The 19797-nt window shown below is 70.9% G+C and carries 17 protein-coding genes; 13 read left to right on the top strand and 4 right to left on the bottom strand.

Annotated features, from left to right (window positions below):
* Nucleotides 1-19 precede the first annotated feature (19 nt).
* The gene (locus HV824_RS28445; protein ID WP_176424677.1) at nt 20-817 is read left to right on the top strand and encodes a hypothetical protein; all 798 of its coding nucleotides are present in this window, start codon (nt 20-22) and stop codon (nt 815-817) included.
* A 27-nt stretch (nt 818-844) separates the two neighbouring features.
* Here HV824_RS28445 and HV824_RS28450 read toward each other — a convergent pair whose 3' ends face one another.
* A complete protein-coding gene (locus HV824_RS28450; RefSeq protein WP_176424678.1) occupies nt 845-2050 on the bottom strand; it encodes a substrate-binding domain-containing protein in 1206 nt (401 codons plus the stop codon).
* 168 nt (nt 2051-2218) lie between these two features.
* Between HV824_RS28450 and HV824_RS28455 the strand changes: the two genes are divergently transcribed.
* Nucleotides 2219-3061 carry a hypothetical protein gene (locus tag HV824_RS28455; protein WP_255208408.1) on the top strand — a complete coding sequence of 281 codons (843 nt, stop codon included), beginning with the start codon at nt 2219-2221 and terminating at the stop codon, nt 3059-3061.
* A gap of 67 nt (nt 3062-3128) precedes the next feature.
* Here the strand turns inward: HV824_RS28455 and HV824_RS28460 are convergent, their stop codons facing one another.
* The 3 genes from HV824_RS28460 to eis all read right to left on the bottom strand — a co-directional run bounded on the left by HV824_RS28460 (nt 3129) and on the right by eis (nt 6253).
* Complete coding sequence (locus HV824_RS28460) at nt 3129-3989, bottom strand: WGR domain-containing protein (protein ID WP_176424679.1); 861 nt, start codon at nt 3987-3989, stop codon at nt 3129-3131.
* Between the two features lie 3 nt (nt 3990-3992).
* A complete protein-coding gene (locus tag HV824_RS28465; RefSeq protein ID WP_176416895.1) occupies nt 3993-4988 on the bottom strand; it encodes an NAD-dependent epimerase/dehydratase family protein in 996 nt (331 codons plus the stop codon).
* A gap of 77 nt (nt 4989-5065) precedes the next feature.
* Nucleotides 5066-6253: an enhanced intracellular survival protein Eis gene (gene eis, locus HV824_RS28470; RefSeq protein ID WP_176424680.1), complete on the bottom strand. Its 1188-nt coding sequence runs from the start codon at nt 6251-6253 to the stop codon at nt 5066-5068.
* Nucleotides 6254-6482: 229 nt separating this feature from the next.
* On the opposite strand from eis, the gene HV824_RS28475 reads away from it, so the two are divergent.
* From HV824_RS28475 to HV824_RS28525, 11 genes are all read left to right on the top strand, one after another.
* The gene (locus tag HV824_RS28475) at nt 6483-6677 is read left to right on the top strand and encodes a hypothetical protein (protein WP_176416927.1); all 195 of its coding nucleotides are present in this window, start codon (nt 6483-6485) and stop codon (nt 6675-6677) included.
* Nucleotides 6674-9646: an ATP-binding protein gene (locus tag HV824_RS28480; RefSeq protein ID WP_176424681.1), complete on the top strand. Its 2973-nt coding sequence runs from the start codon at nt 6674-6676 to the stop codon at nt 9644-9646. Before HV824_RS28475 ends, HV824_RS28480 begins: the two co-directional genes overlap by 4 nt.
* Nucleotides 9643-11022 carry a sigma-54 dependent transcriptional regulator gene (locus HV824_RS28485; protein ID WP_176424682.1) on the top strand — a complete coding sequence of 460 codons (1380 nt, stop codon included), beginning with the start codon at nt 9643-9645 and terminating at the stop codon, nt 11020-11022. Before HV824_RS28480 ends, HV824_RS28485 begins: the two co-directional genes overlap by 4 nt.
* A 136-nt stretch (nt 11023-11158) precedes the next feature.
* Nucleotides 11159-11986, top strand: coding sequence for a hypothetical protein (locus HV824_RS28490; RefSeq protein WP_176416891.1), 828 nt, complete (start codon nt 11159-11161; stop codon nt 11984-11986).
* A 187-nt stretch (nt 11987-12173) separates the two neighbouring features.
* Nucleotides 12174-13247, top strand: a complete 1074-nt coding sequence (locus HV824_RS28495) for a hypothetical protein (protein ID WP_255208409.1) — start codon at nt 12174-12176, stop codon at nt 13245-13247.
* A gap of 28 nt (nt 13248-13275) precedes the next feature.
* Nucleotides 13276-15240, top strand: a complete 1965-nt coding sequence (acs, locus tag HV824_RS28500; RefSeq protein ID WP_176424684.1) for an acetate--CoA ligase — start codon at nt 13276-13278, stop codon at nt 15238-15240.
* 16 nt (nt 15241-15256) lie between these two features.
* On the top strand, nt 15257-15541 hold the full coding sequence (locus HV824_RS28505; RefSeq protein WP_176416888.1) for a DUF485 domain-containing protein: 285 nt from the start codon (nt 15257-15259) through the stop codon (nt 15539-15541).
* A gap of 7 nt (nt 15542-15548) precedes the next feature.
* On the top strand, nt 15549-17165 hold the full coding sequence (locus tag HV824_RS28510; protein ID WP_176416887.1) for a sodium/solute symporter: 1617 nt from the start codon (nt 15549-15551) through the stop codon (nt 17163-17165).
* A gap of 43 nt (nt 17166-17208) precedes the next feature.
* Nucleotides 17209-18036 carry an ion transporter gene (locus HV824_RS28515; RefSeq protein ID WP_176416886.1) on the top strand — a complete coding sequence of 276 codons (828 nt, stop codon included), beginning with the start codon at nt 17209-17211 and terminating at the stop codon, nt 18034-18036.
* A 177-nt stretch (nt 18037-18213) separates the two neighbouring features.
* The gene (locus HV824_RS28520; protein ID WP_176424685.1) at nt 18214-18921 is read left to right on the top strand and encodes an MBL fold metallo-hydrolase; all 708 of its coding nucleotides are present in this window, start codon (nt 18214-18216) and stop codon (nt 18919-18921) included.
* A 153-nt stretch (nt 18922-19074) separates the two neighbouring features.
* The coding region (locus HV824_RS28525; RefSeq protein WP_176424686.1) for a class I SAM-dependent DNA methyltransferase at nt 19075-19797 on the top strand (723 nt) is incomplete at its 3' end.

Genomic DNA, 19797 nt, shown 5'->3' on the forward strand with positions numbered 1-19797 from the left:
GGGCGGCTAGCTTAGGTGCGTGAATTACACCGACTACGCAAAGCGGATCCGCGCCCACGCCCACGTCGCGGACGTCTCCGAATACGGCCGCGTGACGGAGGGGGACCAGGACTACCCCCTCCTCCGGCTCTTCGTCCCGGGAGAGCGTTGGCTGGTCATCACCGCCGGCTTCCACGGGGAGGAGCCCGCCGGCCCGCTCACGCTGGCCGAGCACTTCCCGGCGGTGGCGGCGTACGCGGTGGAGCGCGGCGTGGGGCTGCGCGTCTACCCCTGCATCAACCCGTCCGGCTTCGAGGCGGGCACGCGCTACAACCGCAGCGGAGAGAAGCCCAACAACGACTTCCTCCGCTACGAGGTCGCCCCCGGGGAGTGGGTGGGCGAGCTGAACGTCGCGCGGCCCATCCTCCGCTGGGCGCTCTATGACGGAGGCCCCAAGGAGACGCGCGCGATACGCAGCGAGCTGGCGCGCTACGCCGCTCCGGCCGCCGCGCTCGACATCCACCAGGACGACTACCTGGGCGGGGCGTCGACGTACGCGTACACCTTCGGAGACAAGGCCGCCTACCGCCCGCTGGTGGAGGCCAGCGCGAAGCACGTCGCGGTGGTGCGCAGCCAGAAGGTGGACGACCACAGCTTCACCGACGCGGACGGCCTCATCGAGTACCACGACGGCAGCGTCACCGACTGGTACGCGCGCCAGGGCGTGCCCTACACGGCCGCGCTGGAGACGACGACTCCGACGCCGCGTGACGTCTGCGACGCCGTGAATCTCATCTGGATTCGCGGCTTCATCGACCTGGCGGCGCGCGACGGCTGACGGCGGAGCACCGGACGCAGCGGCGGGCTACGGCGAGCGCGCGTTGCCCACCCGCCGCGACCACAGCGTGAGGAGGTTGCGGACCACCGCGCCCTCGGGGACCTCCGCGCCATCCGGCACGTCCACCTGGAGGCCGCGCGCGGCCAGCGGGTGGAAGGGGCTGTCCTCACCGGGCGACGTCAGCGGCACGGAGGGGTCCGCGGGGCGGAAGCCGAAGGCCAGCGCGCGCTGCTGCACCGGCCGGCTGTGCAGATGGCGCAGCCACGCCAGCGCGGCCTCACGCTGGCGGGGCAGCACCCAGTCCCCTTCCAGCACCGCCGCCGGATGGTCGCTCCAGGACGTGAGCGTCGGGTACAGGACCTTCAGCGCCCCCCACTTCCCCGGGGGCTGGGAGAGCTGGGAGATGGCCAGACTCTCGTACACCACGGCGATGTCGTAACGAGACGGGCCGAAGCGGACCATGTCCGCCATCAGCCCGCCCGTGGACCGCTCGAAGCGGCCCGCGCCCCGCTCCAGCTGGCTCAGCCACGTCTGGAACCGCGGCTCCAGCAGGTCGGCCACCGTCAACCCGCGCTGCTTGCCGTAGAACTCCAGCGACGCCAGCAGCAGCGCCTGGAGCCCGGAGTTGGAGCGCGTGGGGTCCGTGTGGCCCAGCTTCACGAAGCCCCACTCCGGCTGGCCGCCCACCGCGGGCCAGCCCTGGTCGCTGGCCACCGCGTCGTGGATGACCTTCCAGGACACCGCGCCCCCGCCGCTGGCGCGCTGGAGCACCTCCGCCCGGTCCTCCCACGCCACGAAGACGAGCGGCGTCTTCACCAACGGCCGCGGCGCCGCGGCGCCCTCCGAGGCGAACAGCGGCGCGCGCGTGGCGTCCGTGGCCCAGTCCGACTCCAGCATCCGCAGCACCGCGCTGTCGGCGGGGCTCCACACGGTGGGCCGCTCACGGCCTTCGAGGATGGCCCGCGCGGCCTCCAGCGAGCCCCGGCCCACCAGATTCACCCGGATGAGCGGGTGCGCCTTCTGGAAGTCCGCCGCCGCCTCCTCCACCCACGCCCGCTTCTCCGTGCTGTAGAGGAACGTGATTTCCGTCCGCACCGCGCGGGCGGGCACGGGCGCCCGCGCCGCCGGACGCGCCTCCCCCGTGCCGCGCTCCGCGGCGCGCCGCGAGGACAGGTAGAGGGCCCCACCCAACGCCGTGAGCACCCCGATGATGATGAGGACCGCGGGCTTCATGTACCGGCTCGCACTTCTGGGAACAGGTGCTCGGCTCCTGGGCAGCCTTGTAGGCAACCTCCGTGACGCCGTACAGGGGAGGCCCGTCCGCCTCGGAATCCGGGCCTGCCCCGAAGCGTCCGCTTCCGCACGTTTGTTTGAACACAAATGACATGCCAGAATGGGGGGATGACGGCAAACATTCGGAAGCTCGTGCTTGCGGGCCTGGGCACGGCGTTGAGCGCGTGCGCGACCAAGCCCGCTCCTCCGGTGGAGCATTTTTCGCTCGGCATGTCCCGAGCGGACTACCGGGACTACAAGAAGGCGAAGGCGGACCCCTGTGCGTCCTCGGAGCCGCGGTGGCTGGCGGACGAGCTGACGACGGTGAACGGCGCGATGGCGCGCTTCCTCCGGGAGACGGAGCAGGTCTCCAAGCTGGACGCGCCGGACCACGCGCGGCAACTGGCGATGATGCGGGAGGCCACCGCGTCACTTCCGCCCCTCATGGAGGTGCACCGCTACACGCTGAACCGGTTGAAGGAGTGCAGCTTCCGCGACATCGGGGCCTTCCCGGAGATTGTCCGGCGCGGCAACGAGCTGCTGCCGGAGGTGGAAGCCCGGTTGGAAGAGGGCCCCAAGGTGCTGGCGGCAGTGGCGCTGAAGGACGCCCGTCGGCGGTGGCGCGCGGAGATGCCCGAGCGGGAGGAGACCGCCCGCCGCACCTGGTGCCCGCCCAAGCCCCAGGTGGGGCAGACGGACCTGTTCTACGCGCGCCAGGAGGTGGACGGCCGCAAGCTGTGGCGCTTCTGCGACGGACACCTGGTGGAGCAGCGCGCCAACGGTGAGCCCGTGCTCGTGCAGCCCGACAACCTGACGTGGCGCATGCGCCGGCGCATCAAGCCCCAATCCTACCTGGATGCCGCGCGCGACTACCCGATGGCGGAGATGGACCGGCAGCCCGACAGCGTCCCGTCCTCGGGCAAGGGCGCCGCCAAGAAGTCGTCCGCGTCCAGCAGCGGCGGCCCGGGCTAGCCCACCGCGCCGCGAGGAGCGCGTGGGACATTTCCACGCGCTCCTTGCACCCCGCGACGTCGGCGCCTCACGCCCCCAGACTGGCCAACCGGCCGGCCAGGTGCGCGTCCTTCGAGGCCTCGACGGACTGGGCCCAGGTCGCCAGCGAACCGCCGCTGGAGGCCAGCTGCTCCTCCACGTGTGGCCGCAGGCGCGTCCACCGCTTGCTCCACCCCTCCTCGGAGGGCGCGCCCGTTCGACCGGGGCGCTCCGCCAGCAGCATGCCCATGCGCAGCGCCAGCTCGGGCTGCCCCAGCGCCGACGCCTGCCGGGCCACGGCCGTCGCGGCGGGGACGGCGTCCGGCGCGGCGAGCCACACCTCGGCCGCGCGGGTGAAGGCCGCCACGTCCAGTTCGCCCAGCAACGCCAGCGCGTGCCGCAGCGGGAGCCGGCCGTCCCCCTTGGGAGCGACGACGCGCTCCATCAGCGCGGTGAAGGTGCCCGCCAGCTCCGCGTGGGCCGCGGGGTCCACGCCGCCCAGGGCCCGCAGCGCGCGCTTCGCACGCCGGGCCCGCGACGTCACCTCCCAGCTCCGCCACCCCAGTCGGGCGCGGAGCGCGGCCAGGGCCTCGGCGGCGGCCTTCAGTGACTCGGGCGTGGGCGTGGCCGCGGGCACGCGGCGGGGGAGCTCCGCCTTCTTCGGCGCGGGCGGCGGGGCGGGCGCGGCCTCGGCGGCGCCGCCCTCCGTCACCTCGCGGTAACCCTCTCGCAGCTTCTCAGCGACCTTCTTCTCGTATTCCTTCCGGGCGCCGGCTTCGTCCGCGAAGGCCTTCTCCCGCCGCTGACCGGCGGTGCCGATGCGGCCGTAGGTGACGATGAAGGTGTTGCCCTTGAGCTCCGGCTCCCAGAACTTGGAGCTGGAGCCTTCCACGAACTCGAACCTTCGCATGCCTCAGAGCATACGCGACGCCGTGCTCCGATGCTCCGCCTTCATCTCCCGGAGCCCTTCTTCACGGGAGCGGCGGCCCTCATACCCCAGCTCCCGGCGGGCCTTGTCGTCCCGCACCGTCACCTCGCGCCCCATGAGCAGCACCTCGGTGCGGGTGAGCGGAGGCCTGCCGCCCAGGCCGAAGGTGCCCCACAGCAAGTCGCCCACCGTGGCCACCGTCGCGGCCACCCCGTATGGCAGGGTGCGCTCGCCCGCGTCCACGCCCTGCGTCGCGAGCATGGCGGTGATGAAGCCCCGGAACTCCACGGGCTCCCCATCGGTGAGGAAATAGGCCTCGCCGCCGCGGCCCTTCTCCGCCGCCAGCAGCATGCCCTCCACGCAGTTGGCCACGTGGCAGGTGGACGTCAGGTAACGGCCGCCGCCGAACCACCGGAAGCGCCCGGCACGCACGGCCTCCTGGAACTGCGGCAGCAGCGACGTGTCACCGGCGCCCCAGATGAAGCGGGGACGCACCACCACGGTGACGAAGTCCGGCGCATTCACGCTGAGCACCCGGCGCTCCGCCTCGCCCTTGGTGGAGGGGTAGTCGCCAATGGGGCGCTCGGGCAGGGGCATCGTCTCATCCACCCGCTCCAGGGGCGAGCCATCCACCAGCACCGCCTCCGTGCTGACGTGGACCAGCCGCTTGACGCCCGCGGCGCGCGCCGCCTCCAGCACCCGCTCCGTGCCGCGCACGTTCGTCTCGTAGAACTCGCTGCGCGCGCCCCAGCCCTTCACCACCGCGGCGCAATGGAAGACGGTGTCGCAGCCCTCCATGCCCGCCTTCAGCGTGTCCACGTCCGACAGGTCGCCCTCGAAGGGCTCCGCGCCGGACTCCGTCACCGAGGCCAGCGCCGCGGCGGAGCGCGCCAGGGCCCGGGCGGGCGTCCCGCGCACCTTCAGCGCGGCGAGGAGGTGCCTGCCCACGAAGCCTGAACCACCGGTGACGAATGCCCGCATTGACTGCACGCTCCTGTGAAGGACTGCTCGCGCTCCTAGCACCCCCGCGCCGGGCCCGATAGAGCGCCCGGCCCGGCTCAGAACATGTCGCGCAGGGAGGGTGGCGGCCCGGTGAAGAGGCTGCCCGCCGCGCGCACCGAGGCCTCATCGCCCACCAGCGCGCCCATGGCCCGCAGCGACTCCGCGGACAGGTGGCCCGTGTACAGCGGCGCCAGCTCCCGCACGTGCAGCCGCAAGCCGCCGTCGCCGCCACGGCGGACGCGCGCCTGCCCGTCAGCGACTTCCAACACGAAGCGGCCCTGGTTCTCCGGGAAGAGGTCGTCCTCGAGGTCCAGATGGAGGGTGCCGGAGAGCCCCTCCGGCCAGCCGCGCGCCTCCAGCGCGGAGGCCACGTCCAGCACCCGCACCATCCAGTGCATGTACAGCTTCACCGAGTACGTCTGCTCGCGCAGCAGCAGGAGCAGCGGGTCATCCACGCCGCCGTACCAGAAGACGTCCGTGGCCAGGGAGCGGTGGTCCCCCAGGAAGCTCAAAATCCTCCGCGCCGCCGCGGGCGTATGGGCCACGACGTCGGAGAGGAACAGCTCCTGCTTGAAGTCCTTGAGCGGCCGGCGGATGACGTAGAGGTAGCCCTCCACACCGGCGCTGCCCTCCACCAGGTAGCCATGTGCCACCTCGCCGCGCAGGTTGCGGACGCGGCCCCATGAGAAGTCCCCACGGTCCAGCCAGCCCGGCCGGTGACGCGCGTGGCGCTGGTAGCTCAGGACGATGGCCTGCGTGTCCTTCTCCTCGATGGGCCGGAGCGACAACGTCCGCTCGCTGAAGTCCAGCGATGGGACCTGGATGCGAAGCTCCTGCCGCGTGCCCGCGTGCTCGTAGCCCACGCGCCGGTAGAGCGGCTGCGTCGCGGGATAGAGCACCGACAGCGGGGCGCCCGTCGCGCGCGCCTCGCGCAGCAGGTGCCGCATCAGCCGCGTGGCGGTGCCGCGCCCACGGTGGACGGGCGACACGCCCACGCCGCCCACGCCGATGACGGGCACGCTGCGTCCGCCGTACCACTGCCCCATGCAGATGAGCACGAGCGTGGCCGCCACCTCGCCGCCCTCGCGCAGCAACCGGAGGTCCGGCCGCGACGTCCGCTGCACCCAGGCGGCGCTGTCGGCGGGGGACATGGCATACGACTGCATCATGATGTCCGCGACGGCGGCCATCTCACGTTCGTCTCGCGGCGGTCCGAAGTCGCCAGGCTGCGTCTCCACGCGCATCTCCGTTCCCCGATGGCGCCAGCGGGCGCCTCGGCCGACCCGCATTCTCACGACGGCCCGGCCCGCCTGTCGAGCGACAAGCCACGGTCAGCTCCGTGCGCCCGCGTCCGGACAGCAGGTGCGCCGTGAGGCTGCGCCTCCCGGGCCCGGCGAGCCACCCCACCGCATCCACCTGACGCACGTGGCGGCTTCGTCACTCGACGGAGACGCGGCTGGTATCCTCGCCGCCATGAAGCGCCCTCCCGAGCCCGACGCCCCCGTGATGCCGTCGCTGCTCGTCTTCGCCGTCGCGGTGCTCCTCTTCGGCTCCCCCCTGCGCCTGCTGTGGCTGGCGGAGGGCGCGCCGGGGTACCTGCCCTTCGCGGTGTGGCTGGGCGTCATCATCCTGGGCGGCTGGGCGGCGCACCGGAGCGGTGGCCGATGACGCTGGAGCTCGGCTCGCTCGTCGCCGCGTCCGTCGCCTACCTGCTGGTGCTCTTCCTGGTGGCCTACGCGGCGGAGCGAGGCGCCATCCCCGCGCGCATCACCCAGCACCCGCTCGTCTACGCGCTGGCCCTGGGCGTGTACGCCACGTCGTGGTCCTACTTCGGCAGCGTGGGCTACGCGGCCCGGCACGGCTTCCGCTACCTGGGCATCTACCTGGGCGTCACCCTGGCGTGCCTGCTGATTCCCGTGCTGTGGCGCCCGCTGCTGCGCCTGTCCCGCGAGCTGCAGCTCACCTCGCTGGCGGACGTGCTGGCCTTCCGCTACCCGGGGCAGTCCACCGGCACGGCGGTGACGCTGTTCCTGCTGGCGGGCAGCCTGCCCTATCTGGCGCTCCAGGTGCGGGCCGTCGTGGAGTCCGCGCGCGTGCTCAGCCCGTCCGCGTCGCCCACGCTGGTGGGCCTGGGCTTCTGCGCGGTCCTCACCGTCTTCTCCGTCCTCTTCGGCGCGCGGCACCTCTCCCCGCGCGAGCGACACGAAGGCCTGATGCTGGCCATCGCCTTCGAGTCCGCGGTGAAGCTCGTCGCCCTGGTGGCCGTGGGCGTCTGGGCGGTCTCCAACGTGTTCGGCGGCGTGGACGGGCTGCGGGCCTGGGTGGACGCGCATCCAGAGGCCATTGAAGGGCTCCAGCGCCCGGCGCGGGAGGCCTCCTGGGCCCCGCTGCTGGTGCTGTCCTGCGCGGCCGCCTTCCTCACGCCTCGCAGCTACCACGTCGCCTTCACCGAGGCCCCGGAGCGCGAGGGCCTGGCCACCGCCACCTGGGCCTTCCCGCTGCTGCTGCTGGTGATGAACCTGGTCGTCCCCGTGGTGCTCTGGAGCGGCGAGGCGCTGGGGCTGCCCTGGCCCGCGGACTTCCACGTGCTGGCGGTGCCCGCGTCACGCGGCGCCACGTGGCTGGCGCTGGGTGCCTTCCTGGGCGGCGTCTCCGCGGCCAGCGCCATGGTCATCGTCACCACGCTGGCCCTGGCGCCCATGTGCCTCACGCACCTGGTGCTGCCGCTGGGCTATGCGCGCGGCCAGCCACACCTGTACGGATGGCTGCTGTGGGCGCGCCGGCTGCTCATCGGCATCATCATCCTGGCCGGCTACGGCTTCCACTGGCTGCTGAACATCCGCGGCACGGGGCTGGTGGACCTGGGGCTGGTGTCCTTCGTCGCGGTGGCGCAGTTCATCCCGGGCGTGCTGGGGCTGCTGTTCTGGAAGCGGGGCACGCGCGCCGGGCTGCTGACGGGCCTGGCGGTGGGCGCCAGCGCGTGGCTCCTGACGCTCGTGGTGCCCCTGTGGGCGTCGCCGGGCGTCGTCGCGTGGACGCACCGCATGGCGGCGCTGCTCGGCTTCCCCGTCGACGAGCCCTGGGGCTTCGCCACCTTCGCCTCGCTGACGCTCAACGGGCTGGCCTTCATCGGCGTTTCGCTGGCGACGCGCCAGTCCGACGAGGAAGCAGAGGCCGCGCGGGCCTGCACACGCGAAGAGGCCGCGCCCGCCGCGGGCGGCGTGGTGGCGGGCTCGCCCGACGCGTTCCGCCGCAAGCTGGCCCCGCTGCTGGGTGAGGAGGCCGCGACGGCGGAGGTGGACCGGGCGCTGAAGTCCCTGTCGCTGCCGCCGGACGAGCGCCGGCCCTCCGAGCTGCGCCGCCTGCGCGACGGCGTGGAGCGAAACCTGTCGGGCCTGCTGGGCCCCGTGCTCGCGCGCATGACGGTGGAGGAGGCGCTGCGGCTGGAGCCCGGCGCGCGAACGGCCCTGGCCGAGCAGCTCCGCTTCGTCGAGGAGCGCCTCCGCGACGCGCGGGGCCCGCGAGGCCCGGTGCCCGCGCTGGAGGCCGTGCGCCGCTACCTGCGCCGCATCCTGGAGGACCTCCCAGTGGGCGTCTGCGCCGTGGGGCCGGATGGTGAGGTCGTCATCTGGAACGCGGCGCTCGAGCAGCTCTCCGGCGTGCCGGTGGACGCCGTGCGTGGCCATCCCCTGGAGGCCTTGCCCGCGCCCTGGGGCCCGCTGCTGTCCGGCTTCGCCAGCGGCGTGGACGGGGACACGGAGACGCGTGTCACCGTGGCGGGCGTCGAGCGCATCCTCCGGCTGCACCGCTCGCGGCTCTCTGCGGCTGAGCAGGGCACGGGCACGCCCGAGGGCATGGCGCTCCTGGTGGAGGACTTCACGGCGCGCAAGGCCGTGGACGCGCGCATGGCGCATCAGGACCGGCTGGCCTCGCTGGGCCGAGTGGCCGCGGGCGTGGCCCACGAGATTGGCAACCCGCTGACGGCCATCGCCAGCCTGACGCAGAACCTCAAGTACGAGTTGGAGGACCCGGCCGCGATGCAGGAGCGCGCGGGGCTCATCCTCCAGCAGTGCCGGCGCATCGACGCCATCGTCCGGACGCTGGTGGGCTTCAGCCACGAAGGTACGGTGGGCGGACAGGCGCGGCCCTTCACGCGCGTCGCCGTGGCGCCGCTCTTGAGCGAAGCCGTGCAACTGGCGCGGCTGGCGCGCAAGCAACGCGGGGTGCGCTTCGAGCATCGCTGTCCAGAGGGCCTGGAGGTGCAAGGCGACGCGCAGCGGCTGGAGCAGGTGCTCGTCAATCTGCTGACCAACGCGATGGACGCCTCACCCGAGCACGGCGTGGTGGAGCTGGAAGCGGACATCGACGAGGGCGCGGTGCGCCTGCGCGTCATGGACCGGGGGCATGGGATTTCCGCCGAGCTGGCGCAGCGCGTGTTCGAGCCCTTCTTCACCACGAAGGGCCCCGGTGAGGGAACGGGCCTGGGCCTGGCGCTCGCGGCGGGCATCGTCCGAGAGCACGGCGGGACGATGCAGGTGGACAGGCGGCAGGGGGGAGGGACTAGCGTCGTGGTGCGCCTTCCGGAGCCACGCCGGATGGAAGCCAGCGTGAACCCCGAGCGGGAGGCCCCGGCATGAGCCGCGTCCTGGTCATCGAAGATGAGCCCATCATCCGCACGGAGCTGCGCCGGCTGCTCGTGCGCGCGGGGCATGACGTGTCCGAGGCGGGCTCCGTGCACGAGGCGTCGAGCGACTACGCCCTGGACTCGTTCGACCTGGTGCTGTCGGACCTGCGCCTGCCGGGCGCCCCGGGGACGGACATCATCGCCCTGTGTCCGGGGGTACCGGTGCTCATCATGACCAGCTACGCCACCGTGAGGTCGGCGGTGGACGCGATGAAGCTGGGCGCGGTGGACTACATCGCCAAGCCCTTCGACCATGACGAGCTGCTGATGCAGGTGGAGCGGGTGCTGCGCGAAGGCCTGCTGACGCGGCAGAACGCGGCGCTCAAGCGCGAGGTGGAGCAGGCGCACCCCGTCAGCGGAATGGTGGGGAGCAGCGCCGCGATGCGAGAAGTCTTCGAGCGCGTCCGCAAGGTGGCCCCCTCCCCCGCCACCGTGCTGGTGCTGGGCGAGTCCGGCACGGGCAAGGAGTTGGTGGCGCGCGCCCTCCACGCCCAGAGCCCTCGGGCGGACGGGCCGCTGGTGGCGGTGAACTGCGCGGCCATTCCCGAAGGCCTGCTGGAGAGCGAGCTGTTCGGCCACGAGAAGGGCGCCTTCACCGGCGCGCAGGCGGCGCATCCGGGGCTCGTGGAGGCGGCGCACGGCGGCACGCTCTTCCTGGACGAGATTGGTGAGCTGCCCGCGCCCGCCCAGGCGCGCCTGTTGCGAATGCTCCAGGATGGCGAGGTGCGGCGCGTGGGCGCGACGCGGTCCCGCAAGGTGGACGTGCGCATCGTCGCCGCGACTCACCGCGATCTGCCCCGCCGGGTACAGGAGGGGTCCTTCCGCCAGGACCTCTACTTCCGCCTGCGCGTGGTGGAGATTCGCCTGCCGCCGCTGAGAGAGCGCACGGAGGACGTGCCCGCGCTGGCCAGACACCTGCTGGAGAAGGCCAGCCGCAAGGTCGGTCGTCCCACGGCGAGCCTGGCGCCCGAGGCCATGGAAGCGCTCACCTCCCATCCCTGGCCGGGCAACGTGCGCGAGCTGGAGAACGCGCTGGAGCGCGCCGTCATCCTCGCGGATGGCCCGGTGGTGACAGCGGGGCTCCTGGCGCTGGAGCTGCCCGACGCGGCGGACCGCCTCGGAGCCTCCACCGAGCCCACCGACACAAGCCCCGCCGCCGAGGAAACCAGCGGCGCCGCACCGGACTCCATGGAGGAGTACTTCCGCCGCTTCGTCATGGAGCACCAGGAGCACATGGGCGAGACGGAGCTGGCGAAGCGCCTGGGCATCAGCCGCAAGGCCTTGTGGGAGAAGCGCCAGAAGCTGGGCATCCCTCGCACGCGCGCTTGAGGCACGGCGCCCGTGCGCCCGTCCACTGCCCTCCGGTGCTGGCAGCGTGTCCGCCATGAGCGGCGCCCCGGCACGACGGAACGCCCGCCGTGCCCCATCGCTAGGATTCCCGCCAACACACCGCAGGGGGGAGCTCATGGCAGACAGCGTGCCTGTGATTGGCAGTGGGGCTGGCAATCGCGCTGGGGAAGTCGTTGGCGTCATTCCTCGCGCGGAGTACGGGCGGATGGTGGTGCTCACCACGGTCATGCCCATGGCCGTCCTCACCACGACCTGGTACCTGCCGCCGGGGTGGAACCTGCTCGGAACGGCCGCCATGCTCACCGGCTTCCTGCTGGTGTTGGGCAAGGCCATCGTGGGCGTGCCGCTTGCCCTGCTCATCAGTGAGCGCAACCTGATGAGTCTCTCCCGCTTCCAGGCGCTCGTGTGGACCGTGGTGGTGATGGCGGGCTACTTGACGATGACGCTCTCCCGCGTGAAGTCGGGCGCGTCCAACGCCGTGGGAGTCGACATCCCCCAGGAGCTCTGGATTGCCATGGGCATCTCCACCACCTCCTTGCTGGGCACACCGCTGGTGCTGGGAGGCAAGCGTGCGCGCAGCCCAGACGAGAAGCTGGTGCAGAACACCTCTGTCCAGCTCGCGGAGGCGACCGCGGACATCGACGCGCACCGCCAGGGCGTGCTCTACGCCAACGCGAACATGACGGACGCGCGCATGGCGGACATGTTCCAGGGAGACGAGGTGGGCAACACCGCGCACATCGACCTGGCCAAGGTGCAGATGTTCTATTTCACAGTCATCGCAGCGGTGGGCTACTTCATGGACGTGGCCATGTCGGTGGCGCGCGGGACGACCAGCGCGATGCCCGCCCTGTCGCAAGGCATGCTCGCCCTGCTGGCCATCAGCCATGGTGGATACCTGCTAGGAAAGACGGGCGACCACTCCAACTCCAAGCAGACCTGACGCCGCGCGCGAAGCGCGACGACGCGGCGCATGAAGCGTTACCGCGGTAACGCGCACGTCACCTTCGGTAACGTCCTGACGCGCCGAGCCAACCTGCAACGTCTTGAATCTCCGAGCGCGGCGCGTTGGCAGACACGTTGCTCTGTGCTGGGGCATGCGCACTGCCCCCGCACGCATGCTTTCGTTCATGGCCGCGCTCGCGGTCCTGCTGTCAGCCACTCCGTCGAGCGCATTCAAGCTACCCGTCAGCGAGGAGTCCTACCTCAACGTCGCCATCCTCCTGCAGCCGCAGCTCCAGCTTGTCGACGAGGGCGCGCCGTCCGGCGGGCCTGGCACTGACATGTTCCTGCGGCGCACGCGCCTGCTCGTCTTCGGCAACATCACCAGGCGTCTTTCGTTCTTCGCCGAGACGGACCAGCCCCACTTCGGAAAGAACGGCGACTGGAGCGTCGCCTTCTTCATCCAGGACGCGTTCATCTCCTACGAGGTGGCGGAGAAAATCTGGATTGACGTGGGCATGCTGCTGCCGCCGCTGACGCGCCATGTCCTCCAGGGCGCCATCGCGTTGCAGGCGGTGGACTACCACTCCAACCTGGTCCGCTGGACACCTGGCGTGGGCAAGGTGTGGCGGGACATCGGCGTGCAGGTCCGCGGCTTCGCCGGCCCCTTGGGATTCCGGGCCGCCATCTTCAATGGCGTCAACGGCAAGACGACGCCGGAGGGCACCGTGCTCAACCCGGACGATTTGCCTCGCGTCACGGCGATGGCGCGCTGGAACTTCTTCACGCGCGAGGAGGACCTCTTCTTCCAAGGCATCTACTTCGCCTCCGAGCCGCGCTTGTCGGTGGGCCTCGGCGCCGACTACCAGCCGAAAGCGGTGGCCACGGAGTCCGGGCTCCATGACGCGGTGGGCACGGCCGCGGACGTGTTCCTCGACGTGCCCCTGGCGAACGACCAGGAGTTCGTCTTCAACGCCACCCTCTTCCACTACCGCCAGGGCCTGGACAACCCGCGGAGCGGCACGGGCTTCTACGCGGAGACGGGCTGGCGCTTCGGCAAGCTCCAGCCGCTCATCTCCGGCGAGTGCTTCAAAGCGCGCGTGGCCGGCCAGGACCAGCTCGCGCTCAAACCCGGCTTCAACATCTGGTTCCAGAAGCACACGCTCAACCTCCGGACCGAGGTCGCCGTCGCGTGGACGGGTGACCTCTCCCAGGCCCGCGCCGCCGTGACGGGCACGAGCCAGCTGCAGCTCTTCTACTAACCCGCCTCCACTCCCAAGGATGCCGACCATGGCCCAGACGCAGGACGCGCTCATTCCCACGAAGGACGCCTTCAGCCGCAATGCCCACGTGAAGAGCCTGGAGGACTACCAGCGCCTCTACCAGCGCAGCCTCCAGCAGCCCGAGGCCTTCTGGGGTGAGATGGCCGAGCAGCTCACCTGGTTCCACGAGCCAGACGCCATCATGGACCTGGACCCCGAGCAGGTGGACTTCGCCTGGTTCGGCGGCGGCAAGCTCAACGCGGCCTACAACTGCATCGACCGGCACGCCAAGGAGCGCCCCGGCAAGGTCGCCATCATCTGGGCGAAGAACGAGCCGGGCGAGTACGAGTCCATCACCTACCGCGACCTGCAGCACCACGTGGGCCGCGTGGCCAACGTGCTCAAGGCGCACGGCGTGCGCAAGGGCGACCGCGTCTGCATCTACCTGCCCATGGTGCCGGAGCTGGCCTACACCATGCTCGCGTGCGCGCGCATCGGCGCGGTGCACTCCGTGGTGTTCGCTGGCTTCTCGTCGGAGGCCCTGCGCGAGCGCATCCTCGACTGCGGCGCCAAGGTGCTCATCACCGCCAACGAAGGCCCGCGCGGCCCCAAGTTCGTGGCGACCAAGGCCATCGCCGACGAGGCCGTGGAGGGCCTGTCCGTGGTGGAGTCCATCCTGGTGGTGCGCCGCACCGGCAAGGAGGTGCCCATGCTCGCCGGCCGCGACTACTGGCTGGACGCGGAGCTGGCGAAGCACCGCGGCGTCTGTCCCGCGGAGTGGATGGACTCCGAGGACCCGCTCTTCATCCTCTACACGTCCGGCTCCACGGGGAAGCCCAAGGGCGTGCTGCACACCACGGGCGGCTACCTCGTCTATGCGGCCACCACGTTCCGCTACGTCTTCGACATCCAGCCGGAGGACGTCTACTTCTGCGCGGCGGACCTGGGCTGGGTCACCGGCCACAGCTACATCCTCTACGGGCCGCTGATGAACGGCACCACCACGGTGATGTTCGAGTCCACGCCCACCTTCCCGGACGCGGGGCGGCTGTGGCGCGTGGTGGACGACCTGAAAGCCACCATCCTCTACACCGCGCCCACCGCGCTGCGCGCGCTCATCCGGGAGGGCGACGCGTGGGTGAAGGAGTCCTCGCGCCAGTCGCTGCGCCTGTTGGGCAGCGTGGGTGAGCCCATCAACCCGGAGGTGTGGCGCTGGTACCACGACGTCGTGGGCGACAGCCGCTGCCCGGTGGTGGACACCTGGTGGCAGACGGAGACGGGCGGCATCCTGATTGCGCCGCTGCCGGGGGCCACGCCCACCAAGCCGGGCTCCGCCACCCTGCCCTTCTTCGGCGTGGAGCCCGTGCTGGTGGACGACGAGGGCCGCGTCATCGAAGGCAACGGCGTCAGCGGCAACCTGTGCCTGGCGCGCTCGTGGCCGGGGCAGGCTCGCACGCTGTACGGCCACCACCAGCGCTTCAAGGAGACCTACTACGCGCGCTTCCCCAACCTGTACTTCACCGGTGACGGCTGCCGCCGCGACGAGGACGGGTACTACTGGATTACCGGCCGCGTGGATGACGTGCTCAACGTCTCCGGGCACCGCCTGGGCACCGCCGAGGTGGAGAGCGCGCTGGTGGCGCACGAGGCCGTCGCCGAGGCCGCGGTGGTGGGCTTCCCTCATGAGCTCAAGGGCACGGGCGTGTGCGCGTTCGTCACGGTGAAGCCGGACTGGCAGGAGTCCGGCTCCGAGCAGATGGTGGGCGCGCTCAAGGAGCAGGTCCGGCATGTCATTGGCCCCATCGCCACGCCGGACCGGGTGGTGCTGGTCAACGGCCTGCCGAAGACGCGCTCCGGGAAGATTCTGCGCCGCATGCTCCGCAAGATTGCCTCGGGCGAGGTGGAGAACCTGGGTGACGCCAGCACCCTGGCGGACCCGACGGTGCTCGATGAGCTGCTCGCGAAGGCCACCCCCACACCGGCGAAGCGCTGACCGGAGGAGAAACCCCATGTCCACGAATCCGAACGAGGAAGCGCTGGAAGCACTCGCGGCGGCGCGCTGGCGCGTGGCCGGCGTGCTCACCGTGACGACGCTGGCGGCGTACCTGGGCTTCATCCTCCTGGTGGCCTTCGACAAACCGCTCATGGGGCAGCAGCTCGTCCCGGGTCTGTCCGTTGGCATCCTGCTGGGCGCGCTGGTCATCGTCGCGGCCTGGGCCCTGACGGGCATCTACATGCTGTGGGCGAACGGGAAGTACGACCGCGCCCTGCACCAACTCCGCGGTGGAAAGTGAGGCAGGCATGAACCCGGCAGAAACGACGACGCAGCTCGGCCAGCCCAACGCGACGGCCATCCTGTTCTTCCTCCTCTTCGTCGGCATCACCCTGGCGATTACGTACTGGGCGGCGCGCAAGACGAAGACGACGTCCGAGTTCTTCGCCGCGGGCGGCGGCGTGAGCGCGGCGCAGAATGGCTTCGCGCTCGCGGGTGACTACATGAGCGCCGCCAGCTTCCTGGGCATCGCGGGTCTGGTGGCCACGTCCGGCTTCGACGGGCTCATCTACTCCGTGGGCTGGCTCGTCGGCTGGCCGGTCGTGACGTTCCTCATCGCCGAGCCCCTGCGCAACCTGGGCAAGTACACCTTCGCGGACGTGGTGGCCTACCGGCTGAAGCAGACGCCGGTCCGGCTGTCCGCGGCGGTGGGCACGCTCACCGTGGTCAGCTTCTATCTGATTGCGCAGATGGTGGGCGCCGGCAACCTCATCCACCTGCTGTTCGGCCTGTCCTACGAGATGGCGGTCGTCATCGTGGGCGCGGTGATGATTCTCTACGTGCTCTTCGGCGGGATGATCGCCACCACGTGGGTGCAAATCGTCAAGGCGGTGCTGCTGCTCGCGGGCGCCACGGGCCTGGCGGGCATGGTGCTGTCAAGGTTCGGCTTCAGCCCGCTGCGGCTCTTCAACGAGGCCGCCACCCGGTACGGCGCGGAGGTGCTGGCCCCTGGAAAGCTGGTGAGCAACCCGCTGGAGGCCATCTCCCTGGGGGTGGCGCTGATGTTCGGCACCGCGGGCCTGCCGCACATCCTGATGCGCTTCTACACGGTGCCGGACGCGAAGGCGGCGCGCAGCAGCGTCTTCTACGCCACGGGGCTCATCGGCTACTTCTACCTGGTGACGTTCATCCTGGGCTTCGGCGCGTCCGTGCTGGTGGGCCGTCAGGCGATTACGGGGGTGGACAAGGGCGGCAACATGGCGGCGCCCATGCTCGCCGAAGTCGTGGGGGGGACGGGCTTCCTGGGCTTCATCTCCGCCGTCGCCTTCGCCACGATTCTGGCGGTGGTGGCCGGCCTGACGCTGTCCGGCGCGGCGGCGCTGTCCCACGACTTGTGGTCCAGCGTGGTGCGCAAGGGCCAGGCCCCCGAAGCAGAGCAGCTCAAGGTGGCCCGGCTGGCCAGCCTCTTCCTGGGCGTCGTGGCCATCATCCTGGGCGTGGTCTTCAAGGGGCAGAACGTGGCCTTCATGGTGGGGCTGGCCTTCGCCATCGCGGCGAGCGCCAACTTCCCGGCGCTGCTCCTGTCCATGGCCTGGAGGAAGTTCACCACGAATGGCGCGGTGGCCAGCATGCTCACGGGCGCCATCAGCTCGGTGCTCTTCATCTTCCTGTCCCCCACGGTGCAGGTGGACCTCCTGGGCAACACGTCCGCGCTGTTCCCGCTGCGCAACCCGGGCGTCATCACCATCCCCCTGGCCTTCCTCGTGGGCGCGGCGGTGTCGCTGCTCTTCCCCGAGCACGCGTCCGCCGCCCGCTTCGCCGAGGTGAAGCACCGGATGCACGTGGGGGCGCCCCTGCCGGCCCCCGCGGCCTCGAAGCCGGAGGTTGGGCCGTCCCGCCCCGCCGCCAGCGAGGCCAAGGCCTGAGGACGGGCATTCCCCTGGGACACGGGTCGCCTACACTGGGCCCGTGTCCAGAGCCTCAGAGCAGGGCCCCTCCGGGGGCCTCCGCGGTCGGTTGCATGAAATCATCTTCGAGGCGGAGACGCCCGCGGGCAGGGCGTTTGACGTCGGCCTCCTATGGGCCATCCTCTTCAGCATCATCGCGGTGATGCTGGAGAGCGTCGCCTCGGTGCGGGCCCAGTACGGGAACGTGCTGCTCGGCGTCGAGTGGTTCTTCACGGGCCTGTTCACCCTGGAGTACCTGCTCCGGCTCTTTTCCGTCAGCAAACCGCTGCGCTACGCCCGCAGCTTCTTCGGGCTGGTGGACCTGCTGGCGCTCCTGCCCACCTTCCTGAGCATCCTGGTCCCCGGGGCGCAGTCCCTGTTGGTGATTCGGGTGCTGCGGCTGCTGCGCGTCTTCCGCGTGCTCAAGCTGACGCACCTGCTGGGGCAGGCGGAGGTGCTGCTCACCGCGCTGCGCGCCAGCCGGCCGAAAATCACCGTCTTCCTGGGCACGGTGCTGACCATCGTCGTCATCATGGGCACGCTGATGTACGTGGTGGAGGGCCGGGAGAACGGCTTCGACAGCATCCCCCGCGCCATGTACTGGGCCATCGTCACCGTGACGACGGTGGGCTTTGGCGACATCACGCCCAAGACGGTGCCCGGACAGTTCATCGCGTCCATCCTGATGGTGATGGGCTACGGAATCATCGCGGTGCCCACGGGTATCGTCTCCGTGGAGCTGGCCGCCGCCACGCGGCACGCGGTGGACCACCGGGCGTGCCCTGCCTGTGGCCAGCAGGGGCATGACCTGGATGCCCATTTCTGCAAGCACTGCGGGCACGGGCTCTAGGTCGCGGGCGGCGGGCATGGCGCCGCGGGGCCGGCCTCAATCGCCTGGGCCACGTCCCGGCGGCCGGGGGCTTCCAGGAGTGGACGGAGGCGGAACGGGCGTCCGCTTCCGGCCGAGGCCTCCGACAGGGCGAAGTTTATCGGTGGAGCCCAGGCTCCCGATGCCCTGGAGGCAACCATGCTCTTCCGCCAGCTCTTCGACACGACGTCGTCGACGTACACCTATCTGCTCGGGGATGAGGAGAGCGGAACGGCGCTCCTCATCGACCCCGTCGCGGAGAAGCTCGAACGGGACCTCACGCTGCTGCGGGAGCTTGGTCTCTCCCTCACCCACGTGCTCGACACGCACGTGCACGCGGACCATGTCACCGCGTCCGGCCTGCTCCGGGCTCGCACGGGGGCCAAGGTGGTGGGCGGCGCGGCGGGGGCTCCGTGCGCCGACATCCATGTCAAGCATGGCGACACGCTGCGCGCCGGGGCCTTCACGTTCCAGGTGCTCGCGACGCCGGGCCACACGGATGACAGCGTGAGCTACCTGTTGGGAGCGCGTGTCTTCACCGGGGATGCCCTGCTCATCCGTGGCAATGGCAGGACAGACTTCCAGAACGGGAATGCCGGCACGTTGTACGACTCAATTACTCGGGTGCTGTTCGCGCTTCCGGACGAGACGCTCGTGTACCCCGCGCATGACTACAAGGGGCTGACGGTGACGACCATCGGCGAGGAGAAGCGGCACAACCCGCGCGTCGCCGGCCGGAGCCGCGAGGGCTTCATCCAGCTCATGAACAACCTGGACCTGCCGAAGCCCAGGCTCATCGACGTGGCGGTCCCCGCCAACCGCGCTTGTGGACTGGCGGGCACCCGCCACGTTCATGGGCCGACCTGAAACAACAAGGCAGCGAGCCCCACTCAGACATCACGCGCCCCTGCGACTCCAGGGCAGGTACGTTGATGCCAAACGCACAACTCGCTGAAACATCAAGCCTAAATGCGGGCCCCGGGCGTTCACTCCGCACCACGGCAGGTAGGATGCGGTCCCATGCCTCGCACCGCGCATAGGCCGCTGGAAGTGGATGAGGAGAAGCTCGTTCTTCAATTCCCCAGCCTGGACCGCAAGGCCGTGGGTGCTTTCTTCACGCCAGCGCCGCTGGCGGAACGCACCCTCGCGCTCGCGCTCCAGCACGTGGGCGGAGGACCCCTCACCGTCGTGGACCCCTCATGCGGCGCGGGTGCCTTCCTCACCGCCGCCTCGCGGCTGCGGCCCGGCGTCCGGCTCTGCGGCCTGGAGCTGGACCCCGAGGTCGCCCGTCTCTGCCAGGCCCGCGTGCCCGAGGCCACCGTGCGCGCCGGAGACGCGCTGCGCGACGGACTGGCGCCGCTGCTCGACACCACGCCGCCGGAGCACCAGGAGCTGTGGGTGGGCAACCCGCCCTACAACGGCACCTCCTCCGTGCTGAAGGACCCGGGCACCTATGCCCGGCTGCGCGCCCTGCTCCCCCTGGCGCTGATGCCCGGCACCAGCCTGCGCGACGACTTCGCCTTCTTCCTCCTGGTGGCCGCGCACCGGCTGGCCACCCGCCCGGGGGCGCTCGCCTTCATCACCCCAGCGAGCTTCCTCGACGCCTTCATGTACGCGCCGCTGCGCCAGTCACTGCTGGAGACGCTCTCCCTGCGCGAGGTGGTGGACCTGGGCCCCGGCGCCTTCGCGGGCACGCAGGTGCGGACCTGCATCACCGTCTGGAGCTCCCTCCCGGGCCCCCAC

The organism is Myxococcus sp. AM009, from assembly GCF_013372605.1.
Lineage (GTDB): Bacteria > Myxococcota > Myxococcia > Myxococcales > Myxococcaceae > Myxococcus > Myxococcus vastator.

Bases quoted from the DNA above. Each gene is read 5' to 3' on its own strand.
- HV824_RS28450 (WP_176424678.1), bottom strand. From the start codon at position 2,050: ATGAAGCCCGCGGTCCTCATCATCATCGGGGTGCTCACGGCGTTGGGT.
- HV824_RS28455 (WP_255208408.1), top strand. From the start codon at position 2,219: ATGACGGCAAACATTCGGAAGCTCGTGCTTGCGGGCCTGGGCACGGCG.
- HV824_RS28460 (WP_176424679.1), bottom strand. From the start codon at position 3,989: ATGCGAAGGTTCGAGTTCGTGGAAGGCTCCAGCTCCAAGTTCTGGGAG.
- HV824_RS28465 (WP_176416895.1), bottom strand. From the start codon at position 4,988: ATGCGGGCATTCGTCACCGGTGGTTCAGGCTTCGTGGGCAGGCACCTC.
- eis (WP_176424680.1), bottom strand. From the start codon at position 6,253: ATGCGCGTGGAGACGCAGCCTGGCGACTTCGGACCGCCGCGAGACGAA.
- HV824_RS28475 (WP_176416927.1), top strand. From the start codon at position 6,483: ATGAAGCGCCCTCCCGAGCCCGACGCCCCCGTGATGCCGTCGCTGCTC.
- HV824_RS28480 (WP_176424681.1), top strand. From the start codon at position 6,674: ATGACGCTGGAGCTCGGCTCGCTCGTCGCCGCGTCCGTCGCCTACCTG.
- HV824_RS28485 (WP_176424682.1), top strand. From the start codon at position 9,643: ATGAGCCGCGTCCTGGTCATCGAAGATGAGCCCATCATCCGCACGGAG.
- HV824_RS28490 (WP_176416891.1), top strand. From the start codon at position 11,159: ATGGCAGACAGCGTGCCTGTGATTGGCAGTGGGGCTGGCAATCGCGCT.
- HV824_RS28495 (WP_255208409.1), top strand. From the start codon at position 12,174: ATGGCCGCGCTCGCGGTCCTGCTGTCAGCCACTCCGTCGAGCGCATTC.
- acs (WP_176424684.1), top strand. From the start codon at position 13,276: ATGGCCCAGACGCAGGACGCGCTCATTCCCACGAAGGACGCCTTCAGC.
- HV824_RS28505 (WP_176416888.1), top strand. From the start codon at position 15,257: ATGTCCACGAATCCGAACGAGGAAGCGCTGGAAGCACTCGCGGCGGCG.
- HV824_RS28510 (WP_176416887.1), top strand. From the start codon at position 15,549: ATGAACCCGGCAGAAACGACGACGCAGCTCGGCCAGCCCAACGCGACG.
- HV824_RS28520 (WP_176424685.1), top strand. From the start codon at position 18,214: ATGCTCTTCCGCCAGCTCTTCGACACGACGTCGTCGACGTACACCTAT.